The following is a 26177-nucleotide window of genomic DNA, read 5'->3' on the forward strand; positions in this document are numbered from 1 at the left end:
TTCATGGTGACCGGACAGCGCGGCAGGCCCCGCTCCTTCGACCGCGACGCGGCGCTCGACAAGGCGATGCTCGCCTTCTGGGAGCGCGGCTACGAGGCGACGTCGATCTCCGACCTGACCGCCTCGCTCGGGATCAGCGCCCCGAGCCTCTACGCGGCCTTCGGTGACAAGCGCAAGCTCTTCGACGAGGTCGTGGTGGTCTACGGAGGCCGCTACGGGGACTTTGCGGCCGTGGCCCTCGCCGAGGAGCCCACCGCCCGCGAAGCGCTGGGGCGGATCCTGCACGAGGCGGCGGAGGTCTACACGGACCCCGCCCACCCGCCGGGCTGCATGGTGATCAGCGCGGCGGTCAACACCACCTCGGACGAGGTGGCGCAGGCGCTGCGGGAACGGCGCGAGGCCAACCTGGTGGCGTTCGAGAGCCGCATCCGGGCCGGTGTCGCCGCCGGAGAGATGCCGGCCGGTACGGACACGTGGGCGCTGGCGCGCTACGCCGGAGCGGTGCTTCAGGGGATGTCCCAGCAGTCGCGCGACGGCGCGGGGCGGGAGGAGCTCGAGGCGGTGGCGGAGCTCGCCATGCGGGCCTGGCCGCAGTAGGGCCGCCCTCCGGGGCACATGTCCGCCGGACGCGCACGTTCCTCTGGGGTCACGTTCCTCTGGGCCACGGTGCCGAACGGGACCCTCAGCCCGCCCGGCACCGTAGCCCGGAGTACTTACGGCCGACGGGTGTGCGGTGCCCGACGGCCGGTGGGAGGTGACGCGCGGTCAGGGCAGAGCGCGCGGCTTACCTCGATCCGTCCTCCTGTGCGGGGAGGGCGGAAGCTTTGATGCAATTGTGGACTAGACCAATCTGTTCTGTCCATCCAATGACGCGACCCTGGTTCCCTTCCTCCAACCCTACGCGGAACCGGGGTCTCCTGGATACTCCGGAGAATCGCGCTGAGGAAAGTCATGGCCCGTACCCGGGGTACGCTCGCCACGTGCCCTCCATGAACGACCTCGTACGCCAGCACACCGCTCTCAGTGAAACCGACCTGGAGTGGCTCCACCTGCTGGTCTCGGAGTGGCAGCTGCTCTCCGACCTCTCCTTCGCCGACCTCGTGCTGTGGGTTCCCACCCTCGACGGCAGCCGGTACGTCTCGGTCGCGCAGATGCGCCCGAACACCGGCCCCACCTCGTACCAGGACGACATGGTCGGCCACCTGGTCCCGCGCGGCCGCCGCCCGCTGCTCGACGCCGCGCTCGACGAGGGCCGCATCGTGCGCGAGGGCGACCCGGAGTGGCGCGAGGAGGTGCCGGTCCGCGTCGAGTCGATCCCCGTGCGCCGCGAGGGCCGGGTCCTCGGAGTGATCGCACGCAATACCAACCTGCTCACTGTGCGTACACCGAGCCGGCTGGAGCTCACCTACCTCCAGTCCGCCTCCGACCTGGCCCAGATGATCGCGGCGGGCTCCTTCCCGTTCCCCGGCCAGCAGGTCGACATGGACGCCTCCCCGCGCGTCGGCGACGGCCTGATCCGGCTCGACGCCGAGGGCGTGGTGACGTACGCGTCCCCGAACGCGCTCTCCGCCTACCACCGGCTCGGCCTCGCCTCCGACCTGGTCGGCCAGCACCTGGGCACCATCACCTCCGAACTGGCGCCCTCCCGCGGCCCGGTGGACGAGGCGCTGGTCAAACTCGCCAGCGGCTGGGCCCCGCGCGAGACCGAGGCCGAGGGCAGCGGCGGGGTCATCCAGCTGCGGGCCATCCCGCTCAAGCCCAAGGGCACCCGGATCGGCTCGCTCGTCCTGTGCCGCGACGTCACGGAACTGCGCCGTCGCGAACGTGAATTGATCACCAAGGACGCGACCATCCGGGAGATCCACCACCGGGTCAAGAACAACCTCCAGACCGTGGCCGCGCTCTTGCGCCTGCAGGCCCGCCGCATGGATTCGCCGCAGGGGCGCGAGGCGCTGAACGAAGCCGTCCGCCGCGTCGGTTCGATCGCGATCGTGCACGAGACGCTGTCTCAGAACCTGGACGAGCGGGTCGAGTTCGACGAGATCGCCGACCGCGTGATCGCGATGGTCTCCGAGATCTCCCCGGGCAAGGTCGACTGCCGGCGCACCGGCCGCTTCGGGATCCTGGACGCGGAGGTCGCCACCCCGCTGTCGATGGTGCTGACGGAGATCCTCCAGAACGCCCTGGAGCACGCCTTCACCCAGGGCGAGGGCGGCACCGTGGAGGTGTCCGCGGCCCGCTCCGGCACCGGCCGCGCCGATGCCCGGCTGCTGATCTCGGTGGTCGACGACGGCTGCGGCCTGCCCGAGGGGTTCGACCCGCAGCGGGCCGGCAACCTCGGGCTGCAGATCGTACGGACCCTGGTGGAGGGCGAACTCGGCGGCACCTTCGACATGGTGGCGTCCGAGCCGCGCGGCACCAAGGTCGTCCTCGACATACCGGCCAGCCCGCAGAAGTAGCGCACCCGCCGGTCACTCAGGGTGACGGTGTGGGCTATACGCCGGGGCCGGACAGCACTGAACCCCGTACCGAATGGTTTTCGGTACGGGGTTCGAGAGCACGTTGCTGAGCGCTTATATGGGTACTACGCGCTGCGGCTCGAGGCTCGAAAGTCGATGTCAGGCGGTTGCGTTGCGCGCCCGATTGCGAGCGGCGCGGCGCTTCATCGCGCGGCGCTCGTCCTCGCTGAGACCGCCCCAGACACCGGAGTCCTGACCGGACTCGAGCGCCCACTGCAGGCACTGCTCCATGACGGGGCAACGGCGGCAGACGGCCTTGGCTTCCTCGATCTGCAGCAGCGCAGGACCGGTGTTGCCGATGGGGAAGAAGAGTTCCGGGTCTTCCTCGCGGCAAACGGCGTTGTGACGCCAGTCCATGGCTGCTCCATCTCCTTGTATTGCGGGCAGGTTGCTTGTGAATGTGAACGCTTTCACGAATCCCTTCGTGAGGGAAGGGAGACCGCCCAGTTTGGGGAAAAACTCGCCCTGGGCTGCCGGAGATTCGTGGAGGGGTTCTGGCGGTCTGTGTGGGTGCCGGGTTCTGCGGGCTGTCCCGATCGCCATGTAGAGATTCGCAAACCTCGGACGGGGATACAACCCCTTCCGGAAAGTTTTTTTTGATTCGTCGGTGTCTACTAGGTCACAGCCCTACTTCCTAGGGGTGGACCGGCGTGTAAACGTTCGAGTGAAAGGCCTTTCGGCCCTTCCGCTCACACAATCACACGCAGTGCACGGCGTACGCCTGTGAACCGAACGCTGGTGCGCAGACCGAGGTGGTCTCCGTCCATCTGGAACGGAAGCGGCGCCTTCGAATGCAAGGTGAAGTCGGTCAGATCATGCAGAGACACCGCATGCTTGCCGTGCGGACCGCGCTCAGGAGTCGAGGTCAGGAGCTGTGTCGCGTAGCGGGCGACCGCCGGAGTTGACAAACGGTCCAGTGCCAGGACGTCAAGCGCGGTGTCGAAGGACGCCTCCGGTGAGGCGTAAAGCGGCCGGTTGCCCAGGTATGTCCAGGGTGACGTGTTGCACACTATCGACAGCACCAGATCCGTCACCGGATCCGCGCCGGGCCGCTCCAGCGTCACCGTGCCGTGCCGGCGGTTGGGCTCTTCCCAGAACTGGCGCATCAGCTGTCGCACGTACAGGGCATGGGTCGAACGCTTGCCCCGTTCCCGCTGCTGTTCGACGCGGCCCACCACGCCCGCGTCGAAGCCGAAGCCCGCGCAGAAGGTGAACCAGCGCGCCGGAACGGACTCGTCCTCCGTGCCCGGGGTGCCGGCCGCGAGCCCCAGGCCGACCGTCCGCTCGCGCCGCTCCCGCAGGGCGTCCAGCAGGGCGCCGGTCGCCTCGACCGCGTCGTTGGGCAGGCCGAGCGCGCGGGCGAAGACATTGGTGGAGCCGCCGGGGACCACCGCGAGCCCGGGCAGCCGGTCCGGATCGGGTCCCTCGTGCAGCAGTCCGTTGACCACTTCGTTGACGGTGCCGTCGCCGCCCAGGGCCACCACCAGGTCCACGCCGGTCTCGGCCGCCCTGCGGCCCAGGTCCCGGGCGTGGCCGCGGTACTCGGTGGTGACCGCCTCCAGCTTCATCTCGCTGGCGAGCGCGTGGGTCAGGACGTCGCGCGTGCGCGCACTGGTCGTCGTCGCTGCTGGGTTGGCCACGAGGAGTGCACGCATGGGCGTCAGCCTACCGACCCCTTCCGGCGCCGCCCATACTGGCCGTCCCCTCCGGGTGCGGGAGGGGCGCGGCTACCCTGCTGGGGTGAGTACGAAGCCCACCCCCACCGAGTCCGCCGTCCCCGCCCCGCGACCCCGCAGGCTGACCGCGGCCGCCGCGCTCACCGCGCTGGAGGGGCTGGCCCTGGCCGGGCCCGGCGTCGCCGACCTGTACATGGGCATCGCCGGGGGCGCCGACCCCGTGCAGGCCCTGACCGGTGGGATCACCCTGCTCGTCCTGGCCGCGCTGCCGCTGGTCGCGGCGCGCGGGCTGCTCCTGGGCCGCCGCTGGAGCCGCGGCCCGGCGCTGATCACCCAGCTGATGTCGCTGCCGGTCGCCTGGATGCTGTGGACCGCGGAAGGGGCGATGAGGGTCGCCGCCGTGGCGCTGGCCCTGGCCGCGGTGGCCGTCACGGGTCTCCTGGTCAACCCGAAGGCGACCGAAGCGCTGGGCATCGGGCCCGCGGAGCAGGCCCGATAACCCGTACGACCGGCGCTTCTACTCCTCGACCAGGAGCTTCTCGCGGAGCTGGGCCAGGGTGCGGGCCAGCAGCCGGGAGACGTGCATCTGGGAGATGCCGACCTCCTGGGCGATCTGCGACTGGGTCATGTTGCCGAAGAACCGCAGCAGCAGGATCCGCTTCTCCCTCGGCGGCAGTCCTTCGAGCAGCGGCTTGAGCGACTCGCGGTACTCGACGCCCTCCAGGGCCTCGTCCTCCGAGCCCAGGGTGTCCGCGACCGCCGGCGACTCGTCGTCGGTGTCCGGGACGTCCAGCGAGAGCGTGCTGTAGGCGTTGGCCGATTCCAGCCCCTCCAGCACCTCCTCCTCGGAGATCCCCAGCCGTTCGGCCAGTTCGTGCACCGTGGGGGAGCGGCCGTGCTGCTGGGACAGTTCCGCGGTCGCCGTGGTCAGCGAGAGCCGCAGCTCCTGCAGGCGCCTGGGGACCCGTACCGCCCAGCCCTTGTCGCGGAAGTGGCGCTTGATCTCGCCGACCACCGTGGGCGTGGCGTACGTGGAGAACTCGACCCCGCGGTCCGGGTCGAAGCGGTCCACCGACTTGATCAGACCGATGGTGGCGACCTGGGTCAGGTCGTCCAGCGGCTCGCCGCGGTTGCGGAAGCGCCGGGCCAGGTGCTCGACCAGCGGCAGGTGCATCCGTACGAGCCGGTTGCGCAGCTCGGCCTTCTCCGGCGAGCCGTCGGGCAGCTCCCGGAGCTCGATGAACAGGGCCCGCGCGCCGCTGCGGTCACGCGGATCCGGCAGGGGTGCCGGGGCCGTGAACACCGGGGCCCGAAGGGCCTCGGTGGTGTCCGCCTCCGGTGGTGCGTCCGCGGCCGGGGCCGCCGGCGGGGCCGTGGCAGCGGCCCCCGGTGGCTGGACCGGCAGTGTTTGGTCGTGCTGGTTCTCGCTCACAGGGCCCGCCCGTCGCTCCGCCGAGTCCAAAAAGCCGTTTTCCGCATCCGTGTCAGCCGGGTGCGGCCGGGCGTGCTGCTGCTCCGGAATGCCGCCGTCGACCTCGTGTCCTACCCGGGGCCGATCCCCGCCCCGCACCGGGACCTCCCCGCCGCTCACGCCGGGCCTGGTCCCGCGCCGCGCTGTTTGTAGAGGCTGATGCTCACCGTCTTGTTCTCCTCGACCGTGGCCTCGACCTTCCCGGCGAGCGCCGAGAGGACCGTCCACGCGAACGTGTCGCGCTCCGGCGCCCGGCCGTCGGTGGTCGGGGCGGAGACGGTCACCTCCAGCGAATCGTCGACCAACCGGAAGACGCAGCTGAGGACGGAGCCGGGCACGGCCTGCTGGAGCAGGATCGCGCAGGCCTCGTCCACCGCGATGCGGAGGTCCTCGATCTCGTCGAGGGTGAAGTCCAAACGTGCCGCGAGGCCGGCCGTGGCCGTCCGCAGCACAGACAGGTAGGCACCCGCAGCGGGCAGCCGGACTTCCACGAAGTCCTGGGTCCCGGGCTCGCCTGCGATCTGGGACACCCTCACCTCCAAGGTGGTACGAGCTCTGTTCGCCGGTGACGCTATCGCGATCCGGGCGATCGTGTCGCGGCACCCCTGTCGGAGGGTGCAGAGCCCCGTCGAACATAGCTGGCCCGAGGGCCGTGCCTGCGACCAGTGACTGATGGTAAGCCCATGGGGACGCACAGTGGCTAGGGGTCTGCGGGTCCAAATCAGGGGAACCGGCGGAGGGTTGACCTACCCCGCTTCAGACGATCGAACCGTCGACAAAGCACCATCGCCAGGTCTCACCCGGTTCGAAGCTGCGCATCACCGGATGTCCGGTCTCCCGGTGGTGCGCCGTGGCGTGCCGGTGGGGCGAGGAATCGCAGCAGCCGACGTGCCCGCACCCCAGGCACAAGCGGAGCTGCACGGGATGGCTGCCGAGCGCAAGACATTCGGGGCAGGTCTGGGCAAGCGGGACCGGCTCGGGGCGCGGCAGTTCGGGAACGTGGGTGCACTCGCTCATGATGGCCAGCGTACTGAGGTGCGGGCGCCCGGGATGACATGACTCAAGCGAGGGTGATCTTCGATGGAGGTATTGCCGCTGGTGGCGCTGGTCGCCGGCTGTGCGGTCGTCGCGGGCCTGGCCCGTCGCACCCCGGTGCCCGCACCCCTGCTGCTGGTCGCCGCCGGACTGGCCGCGGCCTACGTTCCGGGGGTGCCCGAGTACGGCCTGGACCCGCACATCGTGCTGCCCCTGCTGCTCCCGCCGCTGCTCTACACGGCCGCGGTGGACAGCTCGTACCTGGACCTGCGGGCGAACCTGCGGCCCGTGGCGCTGCTCTCGGTGGGGTACGTGCTCTTCGCGACCGTCGCCGTCGGGTACGCGGCGTACCTGCTGGTGCCGGGGCTCTCGCTGCCGGTGGCGCTGGTGCTGGGGGCGGTCATCGCCCCGCCCGACGCGGTCGCGGCGACGGCCATCGCCCGCAAGCTCGGGCTGCCGAACCGGATCACGACCATCCTCCAGGGTGAGTCCCTGGTCAACGACGCCACCGCGATCACCGCGTTCAAGGTCGCGCTGGCGGCGGCGGTCGGGGCGAGCGCCGGCTGGATGGACGGGATCCAGGAGTTCCTGCTGGCCTCGGTGGGCGGGGTCGCGGTCGGCCTGCTGCTGATGGTCCCGATCCACGTCCTGCGCAAGAAGATGCGCGAACCGCTCCTGCAGAACACCCTGTCGCTGCTGATCCCCTTCGTGGCCTACGCGGCAGCCGAGCGGGTGCACGCGTCGGGGGTGCTGGCGGTCGTGGTGGTCGCGCTGTACCTCGGGCACCGCAACTGGCAGGTCGACTTCGCGACCCGGCTCCAGGAGGAGGCGGTCTGGAAGATGGTCGCCTTCATCCTCGAATCGGTGGTCTTCGCGCTGATCGGGCTCCAGCTGCCGGTGGTGCTGAAGGGGCTGGGAGAGTACGAGGGCGCGGCCGCGGCCAGCTACGCGGTGGTCGTGTTCCTCGTCGTGGTGGCGGCCCGCTTCGCGTGGGTCTTCCCGGCGACGTTCCTGCCGAGGCTCTCGCAGCGGGTCCGGGCGCGCGAGCCGGAGACGACGTGGAAGGCCCCGGTCGTCGTGGGGTGGGCCGGCATGCGGGGCGTGGTCTCGCTGGCGATCGCCTTCTCCGTGCCGGTCGGCGTCCCGCACCGGAACCTGATCCTCTTCCTGACCTTCACCACCGTGATCGGCACGCTGGTGGTCCAGGGCCTGACCCTGCCGCCGCTGATCCGGCTGCTGAAGCTGCCGCCCAAGGACACCCACGCCGAGACCCTGGCGGAGGCCCAGGCCCAGAGCGAGGCCTCGCGGGCGGCGGAGGACCGCCTGACGGAACTCCTCGCCTCCCCCTCGAACGCCCTCCCGCCCCCGCTGGCGGACCGGCTGCGCACGGTGCTGGAGCGGCGGCGCAACGCCGTGTGGGAGCGGCTGGGGGAGGTCAACGCGGTGACGGGGGAGTCCGCCGACGACGTCTACCGCCGCCTGGCGGGGGAGATGATCGCGGCGGAACGCGAGGTCTTCGTCTCCCTGCGCGACGCCCGCCGCATCGACGACGAAATGCTCCGGGCCCTGCTGCGCCGCCTGGACCTGGAGGAGGCGGCGGCGTACCGGGAGGAAGCGGGCTGAGGGCGGGCGGCGCGGGCTCCGGGAGCCCGCGCCGCCCGGCTCCCGGGTCTACGGGCGGCCCGTGACGACCGCCGCCAGGGTGGTGCCCCGGGGGAAGGCGCCCTCGCGGGTCAGGGCGAGCAGGGCCCAGAGGAGCTTCGCCACGTAGATCCGCTCCACCGGCAGGCCGTGGCGGGACTCGAAGTCCGCCGCGAACCGCTCCAGCTCGGCGGGGACGCGGGCGTACCCGCCGTGGGCGTAGCCCTCGGCCAGCGACCAGTCGCCCGCGGGACCGCCGAACGCGGCCGTCTGGAGGGAACGTATCTCCGCCTCCAGGAAGCCGCCCCCGACCACCGGGACCCCCAGCGCCCGCTGCCCCGCGCCGAGCCCCGCCGCCAGTCCGGCCAGGGTGCCCCCGGTCCCGCAGGCCACGGCGGCCACGTCACAGGCACCGCTCAGCTCGCGGCCCAGCTCGGCGCAGCCGTGCAGCGCGAGTGCGTTGCTGCCGCCCTCGGGGATCACGTAGGCCCCCTGCGCGCCCGCCGGCGCGGGCAGCCCGGCCTTGTCCCGGTAGGCCGCCCGGGTGACGAAGTGCAGCCGCATGCCGTCCGCCGCGCACCGGGCCAGCGAGTCGTTCAGCGGCCGCCCCGCGAGCTCGTCCCCCCGTACGATCCCCACGGTCGCCAGCCCCAGCAGCCGGCCGGCCGCGGCGGTGGCCCGGAGGTGGTTGGAGTAGGCCCCGCCGAAGGTCACGAGCTCCGGGTAACCGCCCGCGACGGCGGCCCGCAGGTTCGGCGCGAGCTTGCGCCACTTGTTGCCGGGCAGCTCCGGATGCACCAGATCGTCCCGCTTGAGCAGCAGCCGCACCCCGTGGGCGGCGAACCGCTCGTCGCGGACCTCCCGCAACGGCGAGGCCGGCCGGGGCCGCAGGACCAGTTCGGGGTCGGGGGCGGGGCCGGGGTCGGGGTCGGGGTCGGGGGCGAATGAACGTTCCACCCGCCCATTGTGTGCCGCACCCGCCCGTTCCGTCGCACGTCAGAGCGGGTCTGCCCCGGGCGGCCGTACCGGCGGCTACTTGAGGCGTTCCGTGATGCGGTCGCGCATCGAGGCCATCGTGAAGCCCTTCGGGTCGATCTTGCCCGGGCGCCATTCGAGGTGGCCGACGACCGAGCGGGCGGACCAGCCGTGGGCACGGCACAGGGCGGCCGACGCGCGGGCCATGGCGTCGAGTTGCGGGGCCGGCCAGGGGTCCTCGCCGTCGCCGAGGTTCTCGCACTCGAAGCCGTAGAAGTGGCGGTTGCCGTCGGTGTTCGCGTGCTGGTCGGGCGGGAGGCGCTTCTCGGCGATCACCGCCGCCAGGACGTCGGAGTCGCCCGCGCCCGCGTGGTTGGCGCGGCCGTGGCCGACCAGGTGCACCCGGCCGTCCTTGGTGATCACGCCGTGGCAGAGCGGGCCGGGGAGGTCCGGGTGGCCGTCGTGGCAGAGCCGGACGGTGTACGCGGTCCCGTGCGTGACGGTGTGGTGGAGCATCACTCCGTGCACCGGGCCCCAGGGGCCCTTGTGGTTGCGGTTGTGGGTGCGCCAGTCGCCGACTTCGACGACCGTCAGACCCTCGGCCCGCAGGGCGCTCAGGAACCGGTCCGCGGACAGGGGTGCGGACATGACCGCCTCCTTGGCTGTGAGTAGTCGAATGATTACTCAACGTTTAGTGGAGGCGGTCGTTCCGTCGCAAGGGCGCGCACCCGGCGCACGGCTCACGCGGAGGCGAGCCACAGGTCGGGGCCGAAGACCTCGTAGTGGATGTGCGCGGGGGCCACGCCCTTGGCGATGAGCTGCTCGCGGGCCGCCCGCATGAAGGGGAGGGGGCCGCAGAGGTAGGCCTTCGTGCCCGGGGCGACCGGGACGGCGGTGAGGTCGAGCAGGCCCTCGTGGTCGCCGGGCTCGGCGTCGGCTTCGTACCAGAAGTGCGCGGAGGCGTCGGGGAGCTTGTGGGCCAGGGCGCGGTGGTCGGCGCGCAGGGCGTGGTCGGCGGGGGAGCGGTCGGCGTGCAGGACGGTGACCGGGGCCGTGTGGGCGGTGTCGGCGAGGTGTTCCAGCATGGAGAGCATCGGGGTGCAGCCGATGCCGGCCGAGGCCAGGATCACGGGCGCGTCGGAGTCCTGGAGGGCGAGGTCGCCGTAGGGGGCCGAGACGCGCAGGGTGTCGCCGGCGGCGACCTCGGTGTGCAGGTGGTGGGAGACCTCGCCGTCGGGGCCGGTGGCGGCCGGGCCGTGGACGCGCTTGACGGTGATCGAGCGGACGGGGGAGCCGGGGGCGCTGGAGAGGCTGTACTGGCGGATCTGGCGGGCGCCGTCGGGGAGTTCGACCTGGACGGAGACGTACTGTCCGGGCTTGAAGCCGGGTGCGGGGGAACCGTCGGCCGGGGTCAGGTGGAAGGTGGTGCAGTCCGCGGTCTCCTCGACGCGGGCGGCGACCGTCCAGGTGCGCCAGACGTCTCCGGCGAGGACCTGCTGCTCGGCGTAGAGGCGTTCCTCGATGGTGATGAGGGCGTTGGCCATGAGCCAGTAGACCTCGTCCCAGGCCTCGGCCACCTCGGGGGTGACGGCCTCGCCGAGGATCTCCACGATCGCTTCGAAGAGGTGCTTGTGGACGACGGGGTACTGCTCGCGGGTGACGCCGAGGGAGGCGTGCTTGTGGGCGATGCGGCCCAGCATCACGTCGGGCCGGGTGTCGGGGTGGGCGACGAGGTGGGTCGCGAAGGCGGCTATGGAGCCGGCGAGGGCCTGCTTCTGGAGACCGGCGTTCTGGTTGCCGCGGTTGAAGAGGTCGCGGATCAGTTCGGGGTGGGCCGCGAAGAGCTTCCCGTAGAAGAGCTCCGTGATGTCGCCGATGGCCGCGCCGACGGCGGGCAGGGTGGCTCGTACGGTCGCGGTCGACTTCTCGGAAAGCATCGGTGACTCCTCGGGTCGGGGCGGATCGTGTAAGTGGAATATGAGATGCGTATTCAAGGAGAGGGGTTGCGGGTGTCCACTGCGGGGTGGACTTGTGTTCGAAGGGATGGTGAAGGTCAGGCTATGTGGGCCCGGTGGCGGCGCGAACCGGCCATCCGGCCTTCGTCGTCAGGGTCTTCCGGCCCCTGGCGATCCGCCCGAAATGCCCAGCAGGAGGGGACCGGTCGGGGCCGCGACCAGGTCGTTCACCGTCAGCGGGTCCAGGGAGGCGAAGAAGGCCTCCTGGGCCCGGCGCAACGCCCCGCGCAGTACGCAGGCACCGCGCAGCGGGCACGGGACGGTGCCGTCGCAGTCGACGACGTCGCCGGCGCCCTCCAGCTCGCGGACCACCCCGCCCACCGAGGCGGCGCGCCCGGCGGCGGTCAGGGTGAGGCCGCCGCCGCGTCCGCGGCGGGCTTCGACCAGGCCGAGATGCTGCAGCTTGGCGACCACTTTCGCGGTGTGGGTGTACGGGACCTCCATGGTCGCCGCCACGTCGCGCGTGGTCGGGAGGTCCGCCTCCGCGACGGCCAGGCGCATCAGGACGCGCAGGGCGAGGTCGGTGAATCGGGTCAGCCGCATGGGTCCAGCGTAGAAAACTTGCATCCTGCGTGCAAATTAAACGACGGTCATCGCGCGGGATGGCTGAAACGGGTGGGATCCGAGTGTCTCGTGGGGCGGGAGTTGAGCTCAAGAGAGTGCCCAGCCACGAACGGAGTAGTCCCACCCTTTTGTGTAATGGTCCCACCACGGTCCGTACTGAAAGGCTCCGATCGCAGATTCATGGAGTGATCGAAGGGGAAATTCATGTCGGTCCAGGCAGGTTCCGAATCCGAGGCCCAGGCACCGCAGCGCAGTCTGGGAACATCGGCCGCGCGGAACTTGGCAACCACGACCAAGTCCGCGCCCCAGATGCAGGAGATCACCTCGCGGTGGCTCCTGAAGATGCTCCCCTGGGTGTCCGTCCAGGGCGGCACGTACCGGGTCAACCGGCGGCTGAGCTACTCGGTCGGCAACGGCATCGTGGAGTTCATCAAGACCGGCACGCAGGTGCAGGTGATTCCGGCGGAGCTGGGGGAGCTCCCCGTGCTGCGCGACTACGACGACCCTGACGCGCTTGCCGAACTCGCCGCGCGCTGCCACCAGATCGACTTCGAACCGGGCCAGGAGCTCACCTCCTTCGGCAGCCCCGCCGACAAGGTGTTCCTGCTCGCCCACGGGCGCATCGACCAGATCGGCCCCGGCCCCTACGGTGACGACGCCGTCCTGCAGACCGTCGCCGACGGGGCCTTCTTCGGTGAGGACTCCCTCGTCGACGAGGAGGCCATCTGGGAGTACACCGCCCGCGCCGCCACCGCCGGCACCGCGCTCGTCCTCTCCCGCCAGGACTTCCAGATCCTCGCCGACCGGGTCGACTCGCTGCGGGCGCACGTGGACTCCGTACGGTCCCTGCCGGAGCAGCGCACCAACAAGTACGGCGAGGCCGCGATCGACCTTTCCGCCGGCCACCAGGGCGAGGCCGTGCTGCCGGGCACCTTCGTGGACTACGAGGCCCGGCCGCGCGAGTACGAACTCTCCATTGCCCAAACGGTTCTGCGCGTGCACACCCGCGTCGCCGACCTCTACAACCAGCCGATGAACCAGACCGAGCAGCAGCTGCGGCTCACGGTCGAGGCGCTGCGCGAGCGCCAGGAGCACGAGATGCTCAACAACCGCGACTTCGGCCTCCTGCACAATGCCGACTACGACCAGCGCATCCAGTCCCACGACGGCGCGCCCAGCCCCGACGACATGGACCAGCTGCTCAGCATGCGGCGCGGCTCCAAGTTCTTCCTGGCCCACCCCAAGGCCATCGCCGCCTTCGGGCGCGAGTGCAACAAGCGCGGGCTGTACCCGGAGTCGGTGGAGATCGGCGGGCACCGGGTGCCGGCCTGGCGCGGGGTCCCGATGTTCCCGTCCAACAAGATCCCGATCAGCGACGCCCGTACGACCTCCATCCTCTGCATGCGCACCGGCGAGGACGAGTCGGGCGTGATCGGCCTGCACCAACCCGGGATCCCGGACGAGATCGAGCCGAGCACCTCGGTGCGGTTCATGGGGATCAGCGAGCAGGCGATCATCTCGTACCTGGTCACCACCTACTTCTCCGCGGCGGTACTGGTACCGGACGCGCTCGGTGTCCTGGAGAACGTCGAGATCGCCCGCTGGAGCTGACCCGGCCGACGCGGGAGCGAGGGCCACGGAGCAGGACGGGACAGGACGGGACAGGACGGGACGGGACGGGACGGAGCGCACACGCCATGTCGACCACTGAGGCGATCACCACCAGCGAGGGGCAGGAAGCCGCCGTCCTGCTGGAGCGGACGAGAGAAACGGTCAACCCGGAACTGCGCCGGACCGTGGAGAGCCTGCCCGGTTCGATGCGGCGGGTCGCGATGTACCACTTCGGCTGGGAGCACGAGGACGGCACCCCGGCGGCGGGCAGCGCCGGCAAGGCCATCCGGCCCGCCCTGGTGCTGGCCGCCGCGCAGGCCGTGCGCGGCGACGCGGGGGCCGGGGAGGCCGGGGAGGCCGTACGGCCGGCCGTGGCCGTGGAGCTGGCGCACAATTTCACGCTGCTGCACGACGACGTCATCGACAAGGACGTGCGCAGGCGCGGCAGGCCGACGGCCTGGACGGTCTTCGGCACCTCGGACGCGATCATCACGGGCGATGCCATGATGGCGCTCGCGCTGCGGCTGCTCGCCGAGGACCCGCATCCGGCCTCGGCGGCCGCCTCGGCGAGGCTCGCCGCCTGCATCGTCGAGCTGTGCGCGGGCCAGCAGGCGGACTGCGCCTTCGAGCAGCGCCGCAGCGTCTCCCTCGACGAGTGCCTGACCATGGCCACGGCCAAGACCGGCGCCCTGCTGGGCTGCTCGTGCGCGCTCGGCGCGCTGTACGCGGGGGCCGGCCCGGACGAGGTCGACGCCATGGACGCCTTCGGCCGGGAGGCCGGGCTGGCGTTCCAGCTCATCGACGACCTGATCGGCATCTGGGGGGACCCCGGCCACACCGGAAAGCCCGCCGGAGCCGATCTGCTGGCCCGCAAGAAGTCCCTCCCGGTCGTGGCCGCCCTCACCTCGGGCACCACGGCGGGGGAGGAGCTGGCCGCGCTGTACGCGGGCCCCATGACCGGGGACGACGTGGGCAGGGCGGCCGCGGCGGTGGAGCGGGCCGGGGGGCGGGACTGGGCGCAGGCCCACGCGGCCGACCGGATGGGGCGGGCGGTGCAGCAGCTGTCGCGGGCCGTGCCGGACCTCGGGGCGGCGGGCGGACTGCTGGCGCTGGCGGAGTTCGTGACGCGGCGTACGAAGTGACGACGACGTGACCACGGCGTGACCGCGACCACGTAGGGGCGAGGGGGGACCTCTGGAGGCCTGTTCCGGCACCGCACGGTGCCGGAACGGGCCTTTCTGCGTGGGTGGGTCAACCCTAGGATCACTCACGGTTGTTGACGCGTGAATGACGTGAATGAAGTGAATGAAGTGAATGAAGTGAAGGGTGTGACCCATGGGGCTGGAGATACGTCAGGCCGGTCAATCGGACCGGGATGCCGTGGCGCGGCTGCTCGACGAGGCCTTCCGCGATGATCCGGTGAGCAGCTGGGTGTTCCCGGACCCGGATCACCGGGCGGCGGTGCACGGGAAGTTCCTGGGCGTGTTCGTCGACGTGGCCCTGGCCGAGGGCCGGATCGACTACGCGGTGGACGGTTCGGCGGCGGCGCTGTGGCTGCGGATCCCGGCGGGCGATCCGGACGCCGAGCACGTCGAGGACGAGGTCCCGGCGAAGATGCGGGCCGTGGCCGACCCGGACAACGAGCGGTGCGAGCTGGTGGGCCGGCTCACGGGTGCGGTGCACCCGATGGCGGAGGAGCACGAGTACCTGCTGATGATCGCGGTCGCCCCGGGGCGGCAGGGCGAGGGGCGGGGTACGGAGTTGATCCGGCCGGTGCTGGAGCGCTGCGACCGGGAGGGCGTTCCGGCGTACCTGGAGGCGAGCAGCGAGCGCAGCAAGGGGCTGTACGAGCGGCTGGGCTGGCAGTTCACGGGCGAGGCGGTGCGGCTGCCGGACGGGCCGCTGATGTGGCCGATGTGGCGCAAGCCGCAGTGATTCCCGATCGCCGGTACCTGACCCCTTGCGATACCACTTCACCTGAAGTACTTTGATCGACGTGCCTCGATGGGGGTGCACTGTCGAACGGAAGAGAATCGCTTGCGCAAGCTCACGTACTTCATCGCCACCTCGGTCGACGGCTTCATCGGAGCCCCGGACGGCGACGCCGATTTCATCTACAGCCACCTCGACGCCGAGTTCATCGACTTCCTCAAGGCCGAGTACCCGGAGACCATCTCCGCCCCGGGGCGCGTCCAGCTCGGGATCGAGGACGCCGGACCGAAGCACTTCGACACGGTGCTCATGGGGCGCGGGACCTACGAGCCCGGCCTCAAGCTGGGCCTGACCAGCCCGTACGGGCACATGCGCGAGCAGTACGTGGTCTCGCGCTCGCTCACCGTCCCGCCCGACCCGGCGGTGCGGCTGATCGGCGGCGATCTGGTGGCGGAGGTCCGGGAACTGAAGGCCGGGGACGGGCTCGGCATCTGGCTGTGCGGCGGGGCGGACCTCGCGGGGCAGCTGATCGACGAGATCGACGAGTTCGTCGTCAAGACCTACCCGGTCCTCGTCGGCACCGGCATGCCGATGTCGCGCGCCGGGTTCGGGGCGCGCCCCCTGGAGCTGACCGGGGTCGAGACGTTCGGCGGCGGCCAGGTCGTCACCTCGTACGCGGTCAAGCGCTGACCCGCCGAAGCGGCGAAACCGGCCTACCGTGGAGGTATGGCCGGTGAACAGCGGGAACAGCAGGCACACGGGACGGTCGCCCCGCGGGCCGGGCACGACCAGCAGTCGTGCCCGGTCTGCGGGAGCCCCGTCGACACGATGGTCGGACGGCGCAAATCCCTGGGGATCTTCGTCCCGGCATGGACTCCGGGTCCCTGCAGGAACCCGGAGTGCACGGCGTACGAGCCCGAGGGAGGCCGGCCCGAGGGAGGCCGTCCCGAGGGGGCTTAGCCCTTCGCGTCCAGGCCGGACGCGACGAGGCCGTTCGCCCACAGCTGGTTGACGCGCGAGCGCTCGGCGGAGTTCGGGGTGGCGTTCTGGCAGGAGGTGCCGGGGCCGCCGCCGGACATCAGCTCGCTGCACGGACCCGAGTAGTGGTCCGGCAGGCCGAGCACGTGACCCGTCTCGTGCGAGGTCACGCGGGTGGAGTTGTACTGCTGGTTCTGCCGGTAGTCCAGGAAGATGTAGCCCTGGCCGTGGCCGTTCGTGCTCGCGTACGAACCGCGCGAGTCGTTGCCCTCGTAGTACGCGAAGTTCCCGCCCGAGGACACCTCCTGCAGTTTGACGTTGACCACCGAGCTGTTCCAGATCTGCGTCGAGCGGGCTATCTGGGTGCGGAAGCTCGGCGCGTTGCGGGTGTTGTAGGTGACGGTCACGGCCGCCAGGCCCGGGGTCGCGGCGCGCTGCTGGGCCACCGAGCGCTGCACGGCCTCGAAGAAGGCGCGGTTGGCGGCCTGGTTCTCCTTCGACTGCTCGTACGCGGCGTACGTGCTCGGGCTGCCGACGCCGGCCGAGGCCGTGGCGGTCGTGCCCGGGACGACGGCGCCGAGGACGGCGGCGACGGCGAGCCCGACGGCGGACAGAGTGGTATTGCGGGAGTGACGCATGTGGGGGACTCCTGCTCATCCGGTGCGGTGGGGGGTCGTTCGGTACCGGAGTCTGGGGGAGCGGGAGTGGCCGGCGGATGATGTCAGCCCCCGATAACGCCGGCCTATCGGGGGGATTTCGGAAGCCCGACTCCCAAGAGAATGGCGGGATTCGAGGGGATACCGGTTACTGGTGCGGTCGGCTCGCCCCGGCCTACTCTCGGGGCATGGAGCTTGAGGTCAGGCACCTGCGCGCCCTGTGCGCCATCGCCGACGCCGGCAGCCTGCACAAGGCCGCCCGGCAGCTCGGCGTGAGCCAGCCCTCCCTGACGACCCAGCTGCGGCGCATCGAACGCGCCCTGGACGGGGAGCTGTTCCTGCGCGAGCGCACCGGATGCCGGCCGACTCCCTTCGGGCGCACCATACTCGGGCGGGCGCGGCCGCTCCTGGCCGAGATGGCGGCCCTCGTCGCGGAGGCGCGGGCGCTGTCCCGGGGGCCCCGGCTGCGGATCGGTTCGACGGCCAGCCGCGCCCTGCCCGGCTGGCTGCGGCGGCTGCACCGGCGGCTGCCCGACACCGAGACCGACCTGATGGTCGACGTGTCCGCCAACGCGCTGCTGCGGATGACGGCCGCGGGCCGGCTCGACGTGGCCTTCGTGCACGAGGTGGAGGGCAGCCCGCTGCGGGTGCCTCCCGGGCTGGAGTTACGGGTCCTGATGGAGCGCGAGCCGCAGTTCGTGTCCATGTCCCGGGACCATCCGGCGGCGGCCCGGTCCGTCGTGGAGCTGCGCGACCTCGCCGCCGACCGGTGGACCGTGGACCCGTCGGTGGACGGGGAGTGGGACGGCCTGCGCCGGGTCCTCGCCGGCGCAGGCCTCGACCCGCCCCTGCTGCACGCCGACTACCACACGGCCGCCTCGCTGATCGCCTCCGGCGAGGCCGTCGCCCCCTGCCAGCCCACCTCCGGCATGCGCGAGGACATGGCGATCCGGCCGCTCTCGGGCGACCCGCTCGCCGTACGCCTCCTCCTCGCGACCCGACCCGGGGTGCACGCGCAGGTTTCCGAGGGGGTGTACGAGGACCTCCGCGCGGCCTACCGCGAAGCGGCGCTGGGGACTCCGCCCTACCGCGCCTGGCTGCGCCGCAACGCGAGCCCGCTGCTGGCGGCGTAGGGGGGAAGGGCGGGCCCTAGGCGCGGCGGCGGGCCCGGTCGTAGGCCAGGGCGGCCGCGCCGTGGGTCACCAGGACGGTGCCCGCGGCCAGCCAGCCCGGGCTGCGGCGGCGGGCCGCCCACACCATCAGGGGGGCTCCGGCGGCCAGTTGGGCCGCACCCGCCAGGCGGGCCTTGGGGCCCCGGAGCCACGGGCCCAGGGGGCTGTCCTCGACCACCGCGAGCTCCGCCCGCACGGTGTCGCGCCAGCCCGCCCACTCCACCCGCTCCGCCGCCGGCGCGACCCGGGCCGCCTCCCGCAGCCGGTCGGCCGGTTCGCCCGGGTTCAGCCCCGCCGGGAGCGCCAGCCCCGCGCGGGCGAGCAGCGCGATGACGCCGAGCAGCCGGGACTCGCCGTCCGCCGCCTCGTCGGGGCGGGTGAGGCGCTCCAGTTCCTCCAGGTCCAGGACCGGGTCCAGCCCGAGCCGCGCCGCCAGCCTCCGCATGGCGTCCGCGTCCGCGGCGTATGGGGCGTCCGGATCGCCGTGCGGGCGGCCCGCCGCGTCCCACTCGTAGGCCGCGGACCGGCGGAATCCGCTGGACAGGACGAAGCCGGTCCGGCCCTCTTCCCACCACAGGCTCAGCACCGGCCAGTTGGAGCTCAGCGCGACCGCCGCACCCCAGCCCGCCAGGACCTCGGCCACGGATTCCGCGCCGCCGAGCCAGGGCTTGGCCTCGGGCACCAGCACGCTCCACTCGCCGGCGGGGGCCAGCAGCAGGCGCTCGCGCAGGATGTGCGCGGCGGGTCGGGCGGCGAGGGGATCGGCGCGGCAGAGCAGGAGTCCGCCCGCCGTGGTCTGGGAGATCGACATGCCCACACGCTAAGCCAAACCGGCACAAAGTGATGATTTTGGATCATCCTGACGCGCTTGACTTCCCGCAACCGCGATATATCGTGTTAGCCAGAAGACGCGATATGTTGCGTGCACGTACGCCGAGGAGGATCAGCACCATGGCAGAGGCAGCGCAGAAGATGTGGTCGGTCGCCGAACCGCAGAAGCTCGCCTTCGAGGAGCCGGTGACCGAGGTCCGCGTCCGGATGGCCGGCGGCACGGTCAACGTGGTCGCCGCCGAGGAGGGTCCGGCCCGCCTGGAGGTCTCCGAGGTGGACGGGCCGCCCCTGCACGTCGTGCAGGAGGGCGGGACCCTCACGGTCTCCTACGAAGACCTCCCCTGGAACGGCTCCCAGGGACTCAAGCAGTGGTTCGAGAGCAAGCCCTGGAAGGCCTGGTCCGCTTCCGACTCCGGCCGCAAGGCCTGGGAGCGCAGCGCGACCGTGACCCTCACGGTCCCGGCCGCCACCCGGGTGCAGCTGGCCACCGTCAGCGCCACCGTCTTCGTCTCCGGCATCGACGGCGGCACCGACATCCACGGGGTCTCCGGCGACACCACGCTCGTCGGCCTGTCCGGCCGGGTCAAGGCGCACACCGTCTCCGGCGGGGTCGAGGCCCAGTCCGTGACCGGCGAGCTCGGATTCCACTCCGTGTCCGGCGGCCTGACGGTCGTCGACGGCGCCGCGGGCAACGTACGGGCCGACTCGGTCAGCGGCGACATGCTGATCGACCTCGCCCTCGACGACCGGCCCGCGCCCCGGCCGGTCGACATCTCCCTCAACTCCGTTTCCGGGCAGGTCGCCATCCGCCTCCCGCACCCGGCCGACGCCCGGGTCGAGGCCAACACCGCCACCGGCGGCGTCTCCAACGCCTTCGAAGACCTGCGGGTCTCCGGCCAGATGGGCGCCAAGCGGATCACCGGCACTCTGGGCGCCGGCACCGGCACCCTGCGCGCCACCACCGTTTCCGGCTCCATCGCGCTGCTGCGCCGCCCGGCCGAGACCTCCCCGGAAGAACCGACCGGGCCGGCCACTCCGGCCGCCCCGCTCGCGCTCGACAAGCTCGACAAGAAGGTGCTCTGACATGCCGCCCGTCTTCGCCCACGGCCGCCTCCGCCTCTACCTCCTCAAGCTGCTCGACGAGGCCCCGCGCCACGGGTACGAGGTGATCCGGCTGCTGGAGGAGCGTTTCCAGGGGCTGTACGCACCCTCCGCGGGCACGGTGTACCCGCGCCTGGCCAAGCTGGAGACCGAGGGCCTGGTCACGCACGCGACCGAAGGCGGGCGCAAGGTGTACTCGATCACCGACGCGGGCCGCGCCGAACTGGCCGACCGCGGCGGCGAACTGGCCGACCTGGAACTGGAGATCCGCGACTCGGTCTCCGAACTGGCCGCCGAGATCCGCGCCGACGTGAGCGGCGCGGCGGGCGACCTGCGGCGCGAACTGCGGGCCGCGGCCAGCGCGTCGGCCACGCAGGTGGAGGACGAGTCCTGGAAGGCGGCCAAGGAGGAGCTCCGCAAGGCCAAGGCCGAGTGGAAGGAACAGGCGCGCCGGGCGAAGGATGAGAGCCGCCGGGCCCGCGAGGAGGCTCAGCAGGCGCGCCGGCAGGCCAAGGAGGCGCAGGAGCGGGCCCGTGAGGAGGTCCAGCGCATCGCCGGTCAACTGCAGGAGCAGTTCGCGAAGTCGGGCGGAGTCCTGGGCAGTCTGGCGGGAGCCTGGCTCGGAGGATCCGGCTCGACGACGGCCCCCACCGCGGCCGGCGCCCCCACCGCAGCCGGCGCCCCCTCGACGCCCAGCGCTCCGGCGTCCGCCCCCGACACGGACTGGGCGCGGGACGTACCGGCGACGGGAGACCCGGCCCGCGACCTGGACCGGCTGCTGGACCGCTTCCGCGACGACATCCGCGACGCGGCCCGCGACCGGGGGATCAGCGACGACCAGCTGGCGCAGGCCCGTACGCACCTGGCGGAGGCGGCCGCCCGCATCGCCTCGGCCCTCGGCCCGCAGGGCTGAGGCGGCTCGGCTCAGCCCGCAGTGCCCACGATCCAGCCGGTGTCACCGGCACCGGTGGCGGCGAGGCGGGCGCCGTGGCCGCCCTGGCGGGCGGCCGGGGCGCCGGACTCCTGGGCCGCGGCGAAGGCCGGGGGCGTGAGGAGGGCGGCCGGAGCCAGAGCGGCCACGGTGATCGATGCGGCGATCCGGGACGACTTCACAGATAAAACCCCCTGGGAAACGTTCTTTTGCAGCACGAGACGTGTGGGCCGCACGGATGGTTGTACGGCGCATCGAAGAACGCGGGGGAGGGGGTGCCGTGCTCAATCCGTCAGGGCCGCCTCGGCTCCCGCATAGGTGACCCCGTGGTCCGCAAGGACCTCGGCGGGTGTGCCGGGGCGGGACAGGAGGGAGAGGAGCAGGTGGAGGGTGGAGATGTGGCGGTCCTTGCGGCCCAGGGCGATGCGCAGGGACTGCTCCAGGACCTTCTTGGCGCCCGGGCTGAAGCGGGTACGGCCGGAGCGGCCCTTGGGGGCCGGGTCCGACAGGGCGCCCTCGCCGTGGGTCTCCTCGATGCGGGAGACGATCTCCGTGAGGTCGATGCCGAGGCCCGCGAGGGCTTCCTCGTCGGCCTTGGACATCCCGCCCCTGCGGCGGGCCGCCGCCAGGTCGGCGCAGACCGCGGCCCGGTCGATGCCCAGGGGGTCGAGCGCGCCCAGTGAAAGCAGCGAGAGGAGCAGGTGCTCCTCGCCGACCCGCTGCGCCCCGGTCCGCTCGGCCTCGGTGACCGCGCCCGTCACGGTGGAGCGGGCGTCCCGGGTGAATCGTTCGAACATCAGAGCCTCCCGTGCTTCTTGTGTACGGCCTGCCGGCTGACGCCCAGCTCGGCCGCGATCTCCTGCCAGGACCAGCCCTGCGCGCGGGCCCCGCGTACTTGTACGGCCTCCAGCTGCTCCAGCAGCCGTCGGAGGGCGGCCACGGCACGCAGGCCCACGCGCGGGTCACGGTCGCCGGCGCGCTCGGCCAGATCGGTAGCTTCCGTCATGGATGTCAATGTAGGTTGACGCACGGGAGGGTGTCAACCCACATTGACATCAGGTGGTGGGCCCCGGTGGCTAGACGGTGAGGACGATCTTGCCGAAGAGGTCGCCCGACTCCAGCTTCGCGAAGCCCTCGCGGGCCCGGTCCAGCGGCAGCGTCTCGTCGATCACGGGACGGACCCCGGTCGCCGCGCAGAAGGACAGCAGGTCCTCCAGCTCGTCCTTCGATCCCATCGTCGAGCCGACCACCTTGAGCTCCAGGAAGAAGATCCGGGTCAGCTCGGCGTGCGCCGGACGGTCCCCGCTGGTGGCGCCCGAGATGACCAGGGTGCCGCCGGGGCGCAGGGACTTGACCGAGTGCGACCAGGTGGCGGCGCCGACCGTCTCGATGACGGCGTCGACCCGCTGGGGGAGCCGCGCCCCGGGCCCGTACGCCTCCACGGCGCCCAGTTCGACGGCGCGCTTGCGCTTGGCCTCGTCCCGGCTGGTCGCGAAGACCCGCAGGCCGGCGGCCTTGCCGAGGACGATGGCGGCGGTGGCGACCCCGCCGCCCGCGCCCTGGACCAGGACGGAGTCACCGGGGCGGACACCGGCGTTGGTGAAGAGCATCCGGTACGCGGTGAGCCAGGCGGTGGGCAGGCAGGCGGCCTGCTCGAAGGAGAGCTCGGCGGGCTTGCGCAGGACGTTCCACGCGGGGACGGTGACCTGCTCGGCGAAGGTGCCCTGGTAGCGCTCGGTCAGGATCGAGCGGGGCTCGTCGGGGCCGACCCCGTGGCCGGTCTGGCCGATGACGGAGTGCAGGACGACCTCGTTGCCGTCCTGGTCGATCCCGGCGGCGTCACAGCCGAGGATCATGGGGAGCTTCTCCTCCCCGAGGCCGACCCCGCGCAGCGACCACAGGTCGTGGTGGTTGAGGGAGGCGGCCTTGACGTTCACGGTCACCCAGCCGGGGCGGGCCTGCGGGGCTGGGCGTTCGCCCAGCATGAGGCCGTTCAGGGGCTGGTCACGGTCGATTCGGGCGGCGTAGGCAGCGAACATGGCCGCGAGGCTACCGGTCGGTAGCCCGGGGATCCAGGGGCCGCCCCGTCCGCTTCCGGTGATCGGCGGGCCCGGCGGCCGGCCGTCTGGATGTCCCGCCCCGGCCCGTGGCGGAGCCGGGCCCTGCGGGGCTGTCCCCGACCCGCCCTTCCGCCATCCCCCGGACTCCGTCCGGGGGGACCCCCAGCTGGGCTCCGCCCAGACCCGCGCCTCGAACGCCGGCGGGGCTGGATGTGGCCGGCCTCGGACCGGATGCGAACGCCGGCGGCCCGGGAACGGAAGTGGGGCCCGGCCGAATGGTTCGGCCGGGCCCCACTTCGTATGGCTCAGTGCAGCCGTCAGGCCAGGCGGGCCACGCCGTCGGCCTTCGCCGCCGCGGCGACCGCGGCCGTGACGGCCTCGGCGACGCGGGTGTCGAACGGCGAGGGGATCACGTAGTCGGCGGCGAGCTCGTCACCCACGACGCCGGCGATGGCGTCGGCGGCGGCGATCTTCATGCCCTCGGTGATCCGGGTCGCGCGGACCTTCAGGGCGCCCGCGAAGATGCCGGGGAACGCCAGCACGTTGTTGATCTGGTTCGGGAAGTCCGAGCGGCCCGTGGCCACGACCGCCGCGTACTTGTGCGCGACGTCGGGGTGGACCTCCGGGTTCGGGTTGGCCATGGCGAAGACGAAGCAGTCCTTCGCCATCGTCGCCACCGCGGCCTCGGGGACCGTACCGCCGGAGACGCCGATGAAGACGTCCGCGCCCGCGAGGGCGCTCTCCAGGGAACCGGTCTGGCCGGTCTTGTTCGTCAGGCCCGCGATCTCCGCCTTGACGTCCGTCAGGTCGGAGCGGTCGGAGGAGACGACGCCCTTGCGGTCGGTGACGCAGACGTCGCCGATGCCCGCGTCCACGAGGATCTTGGCGATCGCGATGCCCGCGGCACCGGCGCCCGAGATCACGGCGCGCAGGTCGGCGAGGGTCCGACCGGTGAGCTTCGCGGCGTTGCGCATGGCGGCCAGCGTCACGATGGCCGTGCCGTGCTGGTCGTCGTGGAAGATCGGGATGTCCAGCGCCTCCTGGAGGCGGCGCTCGATCTCGAAGCAGCGGGGCGCCGAGATGTCCTCCAGGTTCACCCCGCCGAAGGACGGCGCGAGGCGGATCACGGTCTCGATGATCTCGTCCGTGTCCTTGGTGGCGAGCGCGATCGGAACCGCGTCGACGCCACCGAACTGCTTGAAGAGAATGGCCTTGCCCTCCATCACGGGGAGGGAGGCCTCGGGCCCGATGTCACCGAGTCCGAGCACGGCCGTACCGTCGGTGACGACGGCGACCACGTTGGACTTCCAGGTGTACTCGTTCACGAGCTCGGGCTGCTCGGCAATGGCGCTGCAGACCTTCGCAACGCCGGGCGTGTACGCCAGGGACAGGTCGTCCTTGTTGTGGACCGGCACGGTGGCCACGATGGCCATCTTGCCGCCCCGGTGCAGCGCGAACACCGCATCCGGGTTGTTGTCCGTCACGCTGTCGCTGCGAGGATTGACGATCTCCGCTGCCACTGTCTTAACCCCTTAAGTCTTTGAATCGTTGAGGGTGGCCACTCCTGGTTAAGGGGTGGGCGGGCACCGCGTCCGTCTTCGCGTCGACGGTTGTAGGCCCGTCTCCACGAAGGGGAGGTTCGTACGCGCGGGCGCGCCGCACGCGCGCCCTGAGCCCCGGATGAGGGGTGTAAGGATCTGTTCTACCCGAAGAACACTCACCCAGACGAGTCGATTCCCGCTCGACCATAAGCCCCTTGTCCTGGTTTTGGCGAAAAGTCCAAACCTCTCTGTCCGATGGGCGAGACGCGCCGTAAATAGTGAGGCAAAAGGCCCAGGTCACGGCCGTTCGTGCGGCTCTGAGGGTCCTTGTCCGCAGTCCTGTTGGGTACGAAGGGGCTGCCGTTATCCGATTTTGACCTGACGGGCTGCCTGAATGACTCAGTCCGAATGGCAAGATGCCCCTAATCACACAAGGTCGCGACACTCGATGAGGCGTGCCGGACCGCATTTCGATGCTTTCCACCTGCCGGAGGAACCAGCTCATGACCGCAAGCACCACCCGCCGTACGACCGCCGCCCGGTCCCGGATCGCCGCGGTCGGCGCGATCGCGGTCGCCGGCGCCCTGATCCTCACCGGCTGTGGAGACCAGACGGAGAAGGGTTCCGCCGCGACGCCGTCGGGCAAGGCGAACGCCGCCCCGCTCTTCTCCAAGCTTCCGAAGAAGATCCAGGACGCGGGCGTCATCAAGGTCGGCACGGACGCCACGTACGCGCCGATGGAGTTCACCGAGGGCGGCAAGATCGTCGGCGTCGACCCGGGCATCGCGGAGGCCCTCGGCAAGCAGCTCGGCGTCACCTTCAAGTTCGAGTCGGGCACCTTCGACACCCTGATCGGCAGCATGCAGACGGGCCGCAGCGACGTGGTCATGTCCTCGCTCACCGACACCAAGGCCCGTCAGGAGGGCCTGGACGACAAGGGCGCCAAGACCGGTGCCGGTGTCGACTTCGTCGACTACTTCTCCGCCTCCACCGGCATCCTGGTCAAGAAGGGGAACCCGCAGGGCATCAAGACCCTCGACGACCTCTGCGGCAAGAAGGTCGCCGTCCAGCGCGGCACCACGTACGAGCAGTCCGCCAAGGACCAGTCCGAGAAGTGCAAGACGGCCGGCAAGGGCGAGGTCTCCATCGAGTCCTTCCCGACCGACGCCGAGGCCCAGACCCGTGTGAAGGCCGGCGGCGCCGTGGCCGACCTCAACGACTCCCCGGTCGCCGCGTACATCGCGCAGACCGCCGGTGGCGGCAACGACTTCGAGGCCATCGCCAACCCGACCGACGCCGGTCTCTTCGGCATCGCCGTGGACAAGAAGAACGCCGAGCTGCGCGACGCGCTCAAGGCCGCCCTCGACGCGATCATCAAGGACGGCTCGTACAAGACCGCCCTGGACAAGTGGAACGCGGGCTCCGGTGCCGTGACCGAGGCCAAGATCAACGCAGGCTCCTGATCTCC

General features: G+C 71.6%; 28 protein-coding genes. 12 read left to right on the forward strand and 16 right to left on the reverse strand.

The window, feature by feature from the left end; all coding sequences use genetic code 11:
- The first annotated feature begins 3 nt into the window (after positions 1–3).
- Both OG247_RS28480 and OG247_RS28485 read left to right on the forward strand, forming a co-directional pair.
- The gene (locus OG247_RS28480) at positions 4–597 is read left to right on the forward strand and encodes a TetR/AcrR family transcriptional regulator (protein WP_327254889.1); all 594 of its coding nucleotides are present in this window, start codon (positions 4–6) and stop codon (positions 595–597) included.
- A 392-nt stretch (positions 598–989) separates the two neighbouring features.
- Positions 990–2459, forward strand: a complete 1470-nt coding sequence (locus OG247_RS28485; protein WP_327257664.1) for a sensor histidine kinase — start codon at positions 990–992, stop codon at positions 2457–2459.
- Positions 2460–2618: 159 nt separating this feature from the next.
- Here the strand turns inward: OG247_RS28485 and OG247_RS28490 are convergent, their stop codons facing one another.
- On the reverse strand, positions 2619–2876 hold the full coding sequence (locus OG247_RS28490; RefSeq protein ID WP_004937597.1) for a WhiB family transcriptional regulator: 258 nt from the start codon (positions 2874–2876) through the stop codon (positions 2619–2621).
- A 332-nt stretch (positions 2877–3208) separates the two neighbouring features.
- On the reverse strand, positions 3209–4174 hold the full coding sequence (locus OG247_RS28495) for a diacylglycerol/lipid kinase family protein (RefSeq protein ID WP_327254890.1): 966 nt from the start codon (positions 4172–4174) through the stop codon (positions 3209–3211).
- Between the two features lie 85 nt (positions 4175–4259).
- On the opposite strand from OG247_RS28495, the gene OG247_RS28500 reads away from it, so the two are divergent.
- Positions 4260–4694, forward strand: a complete 435-nt coding sequence (locus OG247_RS28500; protein ID WP_327254891.1) for a hypothetical protein — start codon at positions 4260–4262, stop codon at positions 4692–4694.
- An 18-nt stretch (positions 4695–4712) separates the two neighbouring features.
- On the opposite strand, the gene OG247_RS28505 is transcribed toward OG247_RS28500, so the two are convergent.
- From OG247_RS28505 to OG247_RS28515, 3 genes are all read right to left on the reverse strand, one after another.
- Positions 4713–5786, reverse strand: a complete 1074-nt coding sequence (locus OG247_RS28505) for an RNA polymerase sigma factor SigF (RefSeq protein ID WP_327254892.1) — start codon at positions 5784–5786, stop codon at positions 4713–4715.
- The gene (locus OG247_RS28510) at positions 5783–6196 is read right to left on the reverse strand and encodes an anti-sigma regulatory factor (protein ID WP_214949331.1); all 414 of its coding nucleotides are present in this window, start codon (positions 6194–6196) and stop codon (positions 5783–5785) included. Before OG247_RS28510 ends, OG247_RS28505 begins: the two co-directional genes overlap by 4 nt.
- A gap of 226 nt (positions 6197–6422) precedes the next feature.
- Positions 6423–6683: a UBP-type zinc finger domain-containing protein gene (locus OG247_RS28515; protein ID WP_250750367.1), complete on the reverse strand. Its 261-nt coding sequence runs from the start codon at positions 6681–6683 to the stop codon at positions 6423–6425.
- Between the two features lie 63 nt (positions 6684–6746).
- Between OG247_RS28515 and OG247_RS28520 the strand changes: the two genes are divergently transcribed.
- Complete coding sequence (locus OG247_RS28520; RefSeq protein ID WP_327254893.1) at positions 6747–8324, forward strand: Na+/H+ antiporter; 1578 nt, start codon at positions 6747–6749, stop codon at positions 8322–8324.
- 48 nt (positions 8325–8372) lie between these two features.
- Here OG247_RS28520 and OG247_RS28525 read toward each other — a convergent pair whose 3' ends face one another.
- The 4 genes from OG247_RS28525 to OG247_RS28540 all read right to left on the reverse strand — a co-directional run bounded on the left by OG247_RS28525 (position 8373) and on the right by OG247_RS28540 (position 11875).
- Complete coding sequence (locus OG247_RS28525; RefSeq protein WP_327257665.1) at positions 8373–9239, reverse strand: 1-aminocyclopropane-1-carboxylate deaminase/D-cysteine desulfhydrase; 867 nt, start codon at positions 9237–9239, stop codon at positions 8373–8375.
- A gap of 135 nt (positions 9240–9374) precedes the next feature.
- Positions 9375–9965 (reverse strand): N-acetylmuramoyl-L-alanine amidase, encoded by a 591-nt coding sequence (locus OG247_RS28530; RefSeq protein WP_327254894.1) that lies wholly within the window; start codon positions 9963–9965, stop codon positions 9375–9377.
- Between the two features lie 92 nt (positions 9966–10057).
- A complete protein-coding gene (locus tag OG247_RS28535) occupies positions 10058–11254 on the reverse strand; it encodes a globin domain-containing protein (protein ID WP_327254895.1) in 1197 nt (398 codons plus the stop codon).
- Positions 11255–11422: 168 nt separating this feature from the next.
- A complete protein-coding gene (locus OG247_RS28540) occupies positions 11423–11875 on the reverse strand; it encodes an RrF2 family transcriptional regulator (RefSeq protein ID WP_327254896.1) in 453 nt (150 codons plus the stop codon).
- Between the two features lie 225 nt (positions 11876–12100).
- Here OG247_RS28540 and OG247_RS28545 point away from each other — a divergent pair, with 225 nt between their 5' ends.
- The 4 genes from OG247_RS28545 to OG247_RS28560 all read left to right on the forward strand — a co-directional run bounded on the left by OG247_RS28545 (position 12101) and on the right by OG247_RS28560 (position 16129).
- A complete protein-coding gene (locus tag OG247_RS28545) occupies positions 12101–13507 on the forward strand; it encodes a family 2B encapsulin nanocompartment shell protein (protein WP_327254897.1) in 1407 nt (468 codons plus the stop codon).
- An 86-nt stretch (positions 13508–13593) separates the two neighbouring features.
- The gene (locus OG247_RS28550; protein ID WP_327254898.1) at positions 13594–14649 is read left to right on the forward strand and encodes a family 2 encapsulin nanocompartment cargo protein polyprenyl transferase; all 1056 of its coding nucleotides are present in this window, start codon (positions 13594–13596) and stop codon (positions 14647–14649) included.
- A gap of 193 nt (positions 14650–14842) precedes the next feature.
- Entirely contained in the window at positions 14843–15442 is a 600-nt protein-coding gene (locus OG247_RS28555; RefSeq protein ID WP_327254899.1) for a GNAT family N-acetyltransferase, read from the forward strand.
- A 102-nt stretch (positions 15443–15544) separates the two neighbouring features.
- The gene (locus OG247_RS28560) at positions 15545–16129 is read left to right on the forward strand and encodes a dihydrofolate reductase family protein (protein WP_327254900.1); all 585 of its coding nucleotides are present in this window, start codon (positions 15545–15547) and stop codon (positions 16127–16129) included.
- A 266-nt stretch (positions 16130–16395) separates the two neighbouring features.
- Here the strand turns inward: OG247_RS28560 and snpA are convergent, their stop codons facing one another.
- Complete coding sequence (snpA, locus tag OG247_RS28565; RefSeq protein WP_327254901.1) at positions 16396–17055, reverse strand: snapalysin; 660 nt, start codon at positions 17053–17055, stop codon at positions 16396–16398.
- 206 nt (positions 17056–17261) lie between these two features.
- On the opposite strand from snpA, the gene OG247_RS28570 reads away from it, so the two are divergent.
- Positions 17262–18206 carry a LysR family transcriptional regulator gene (locus tag OG247_RS28570; protein WP_327254902.1) on the forward strand — a complete coding sequence of 315 codons (945 nt, stop codon included), beginning with the start codon at positions 17262–17264 and terminating at the stop codon, positions 18204–18206.
- Positions 18207–18222: 16 nt separating this feature from the next.
- On the opposite strand, the gene OG247_RS28575 is transcribed toward OG247_RS28570, so the two are convergent.
- Positions 18223–19056, reverse strand: a complete 834-nt coding sequence (locus OG247_RS28575) for a hypothetical protein (protein WP_442813435.1) — start codon at positions 19054–19056, stop codon at positions 18223–18225.
- A 140-nt stretch (positions 19057–19196) separates the two neighbouring features.
- Here OG247_RS28575 and OG247_RS28580 point away from each other — a divergent pair, with 140 nt between their 5' ends.
- Positions 19197–20159 carry a DUF4097 family beta strand repeat-containing protein gene (locus OG247_RS28580; RefSeq protein WP_327254903.1) on the forward strand — a complete coding sequence of 321 codons (963 nt, stop codon included), beginning with the start codon at positions 19197–19199 and terminating at the stop codon, positions 20157–20159.
- Between the two features lies 1 nt (position 20160).
- Positions 20161–21090 carry a PadR family transcriptional regulator gene (locus OG247_RS28585; protein ID WP_327254904.1) on the forward strand — a complete coding sequence of 310 codons (930 nt, stop codon included), beginning with the start codon at positions 20161–20163 and terminating at the stop codon, positions 21088–21090.
- An 11-nt stretch (positions 21091–21101) separates the two neighbouring features.
- Here the strand turns inward: OG247_RS28585 and OG247_RS28590 are convergent, their stop codons facing one another.
- The 5 genes from OG247_RS28590 to OG247_RS28610 all read right to left on the reverse strand — a co-directional run bounded on the left by OG247_RS28590 (position 21102) and on the right by OG247_RS28610 (position 24688).
- On the reverse strand, positions 21102–21290 hold the full coding sequence (locus OG247_RS28590; protein WP_327254905.1) for a hypothetical protein: 189 nt from the start codon (positions 21288–21290) through the stop codon (positions 21102–21104).
- A 102-nt stretch (positions 21291–21392) separates the two neighbouring features.
- On the reverse strand, positions 21393–21905 hold the full coding sequence (locus OG247_RS28595; RefSeq protein WP_327254906.1) for a Clp protease N-terminal domain-containing protein: 513 nt from the start codon (positions 21903–21905) through the stop codon (positions 21393–21395).
- Positions 21905–22114, reverse strand: a complete 210-nt coding sequence (locus OG247_RS28600; RefSeq protein WP_243336126.1) for a helix-turn-helix domain-containing protein — start codon at positions 22112–22114, stop codon at positions 21905–21907. Before OG247_RS28600 ends, OG247_RS28595 begins: the two co-directional genes overlap by 1 nt.
- Positions 22115–22184: 70 nt before the next feature.
- Positions 22185–23147, reverse strand: coding sequence for a zinc-binding dehydrogenase (locus OG247_RS28605; RefSeq protein WP_327254907.1), 963 nt, complete (start codon positions 23145–23147; stop codon positions 22185–22187).
- Between the two features lie 338 nt (positions 23148–23485).
- Entirely contained in the window at positions 23486–24688 is a 1203-nt protein-coding gene (locus OG247_RS28610) for an NAD(P)-dependent malic enzyme (protein WP_327254908.1), read from the reverse strand.
- A 524-nt stretch (positions 24689–25212) separates the two neighbouring features.
- Here OG247_RS28610 and OG247_RS28615 point away from each other — a divergent pair.
- Positions 25213–26172: an ABC transporter substrate-binding protein gene (locus OG247_RS28615; protein WP_327254909.1), complete on the forward strand. Its 960-nt coding sequence runs from the start codon at positions 25213–25215 to the stop codon at positions 26170–26172.
- The last annotated feature ends 5 nt before the right edge of the window (positions 26173–26177 follow it).

Source organism: Streptomyces sp. NBC_01244, assembly GCF_035987325.1.
Classification (GTDB): Bacteria; Actinomycetota; Actinomycetes; order Streptomycetales; family Streptomycetaceae; genus Streptomyces.

Coding starts and splice junctions, on each gene's coding strand:
- OG247_RS28480 (WP_327254889.1), top strand. CDS start 4: ATGGTGACCGGACAGCGCGGCAGGCCCCGCTCCTTCGACCGCGACGCG.
- OG247_RS28485 (WP_327257664.1), top strand. CDS start 990: ATGAACGACCTCGTACGCCAGCACACCGCTCTCAGTGAAACCGACCTG.
- OG247_RS28490 (WP_004937597.1), bottom strand. CDS start 2,876: ATGGACTGGCGTCACAACGCCGTTTGCCGCGAGGAAGACCCGGAACTC.
- OG247_RS28495 (WP_327254890.1), bottom strand. CDS start 4,174: ATGCGTGCACTCCTCGTGGCCAACCCAGCAGCGACGACGACCAGTGCG.
- OG247_RS28515 (WP_250750367.1), bottom strand. CDS start 6,683: ATGAGCGAGTGCACCCACGTTCCCGAACTGCCGCGCCCCGAGCCGGTC.
- OG247_RS28520 (WP_327254893.1), top strand. CDS start 6,747: ATGGAGGTATTGCCGCTGGTGGCGCTGGTCGCCGGCTGTGCGGTCGTC.
- OG247_RS28530 (WP_327254894.1), bottom strand. CDS start 9,965: ATGTCCGCACCCCTGTCCGCGGACCGGTTCCTGAGCGCCCTGCGGGCC.
- OG247_RS28535 (WP_327254895.1), bottom strand. CDS start 11,254: ATGCTTTCCGAGAAGTCGACCGCGACCGTACGAGCCACCCTGCCCGCC.
- OG247_RS28540 (WP_327254896.1), bottom strand. CDS start 11,875: ATGCGGCTGACCCGATTCACCGACCTCGCCCTGCGCGTCCTGATGCGC.
- OG247_RS28545 (WP_327254897.1), top strand. CDS start 12,101: ATGTCGGTCCAGGCAGGTTCCGAATCCGAGGCCCAGGCACCGCAGCGC.
- OG247_RS28550 (WP_327254898.1), top strand. CDS start 13,594: ATGTCGACCACTGAGGCGATCACCACCAGCGAGGGGCAGGAAGCCGCC.
- OG247_RS28555 (WP_327254899.1), top strand. CDS start 14,843: ATGGGGCTGGAGATACGTCAGGCCGGTCAATCGGACCGGGATGCCGTG.
- snpA (WP_327254901.1), bottom strand. CDS start 17,055: ATGCGTCACTCCCGCAATACCACTCTGTCCGCCGTCGGGCTCGCCGTC.
- OG247_RS28570 (WP_327254902.1), top strand. CDS start 17,262: ATGGAGCTTGAGGTCAGGCACCTGCGCGCCCTGTGCGCCATCGCCGAC.
- OG247_RS28575 (WP_442813435.1), bottom strand. CDS start 19,056: ATGTCGATCTCCCAGACCACGGCGGGCGGACTCCTGCTCTGCCGCGCC.
- OG247_RS28580 (WP_327254903.1), top strand. CDS start 19,197: ATGGCAGAGGCAGCGCAGAAGATGTGGTCGGTCGCCGAACCGCAGAAG.
- OG247_RS28585 (WP_327254904.1), top strand. CDS start 20,161: ATGCCGCCCGTCTTCGCCCACGGCCGCCTCCGCCTCTACCTCCTCAAG.
- OG247_RS28595 (WP_327254906.1), bottom strand. CDS start 21,905: ATGTTCGAACGATTCACCCGGGACGCCCGCTCCACCGTGACGGGCGCG.
- OG247_RS28600 (WP_243336126.1), bottom strand. CDS start 22,114: ATGACGGAAGCTACCGATCTGGCCGAGCGCGCCGGCGACCGTGACCCG.
- OG247_RS28605 (WP_327254907.1), bottom strand. CDS start 23,147: ATGTTCGCTGCCTACGCCGCCCGAATCGACCGTGACCAGCCCCTGAAC.
- OG247_RS28615 (WP_327254909.1), top strand. CDS start 25,213: ATGACCGCAAGCACCACCCGCCGTACGACCGCCGCCCGGTCCCGGATC.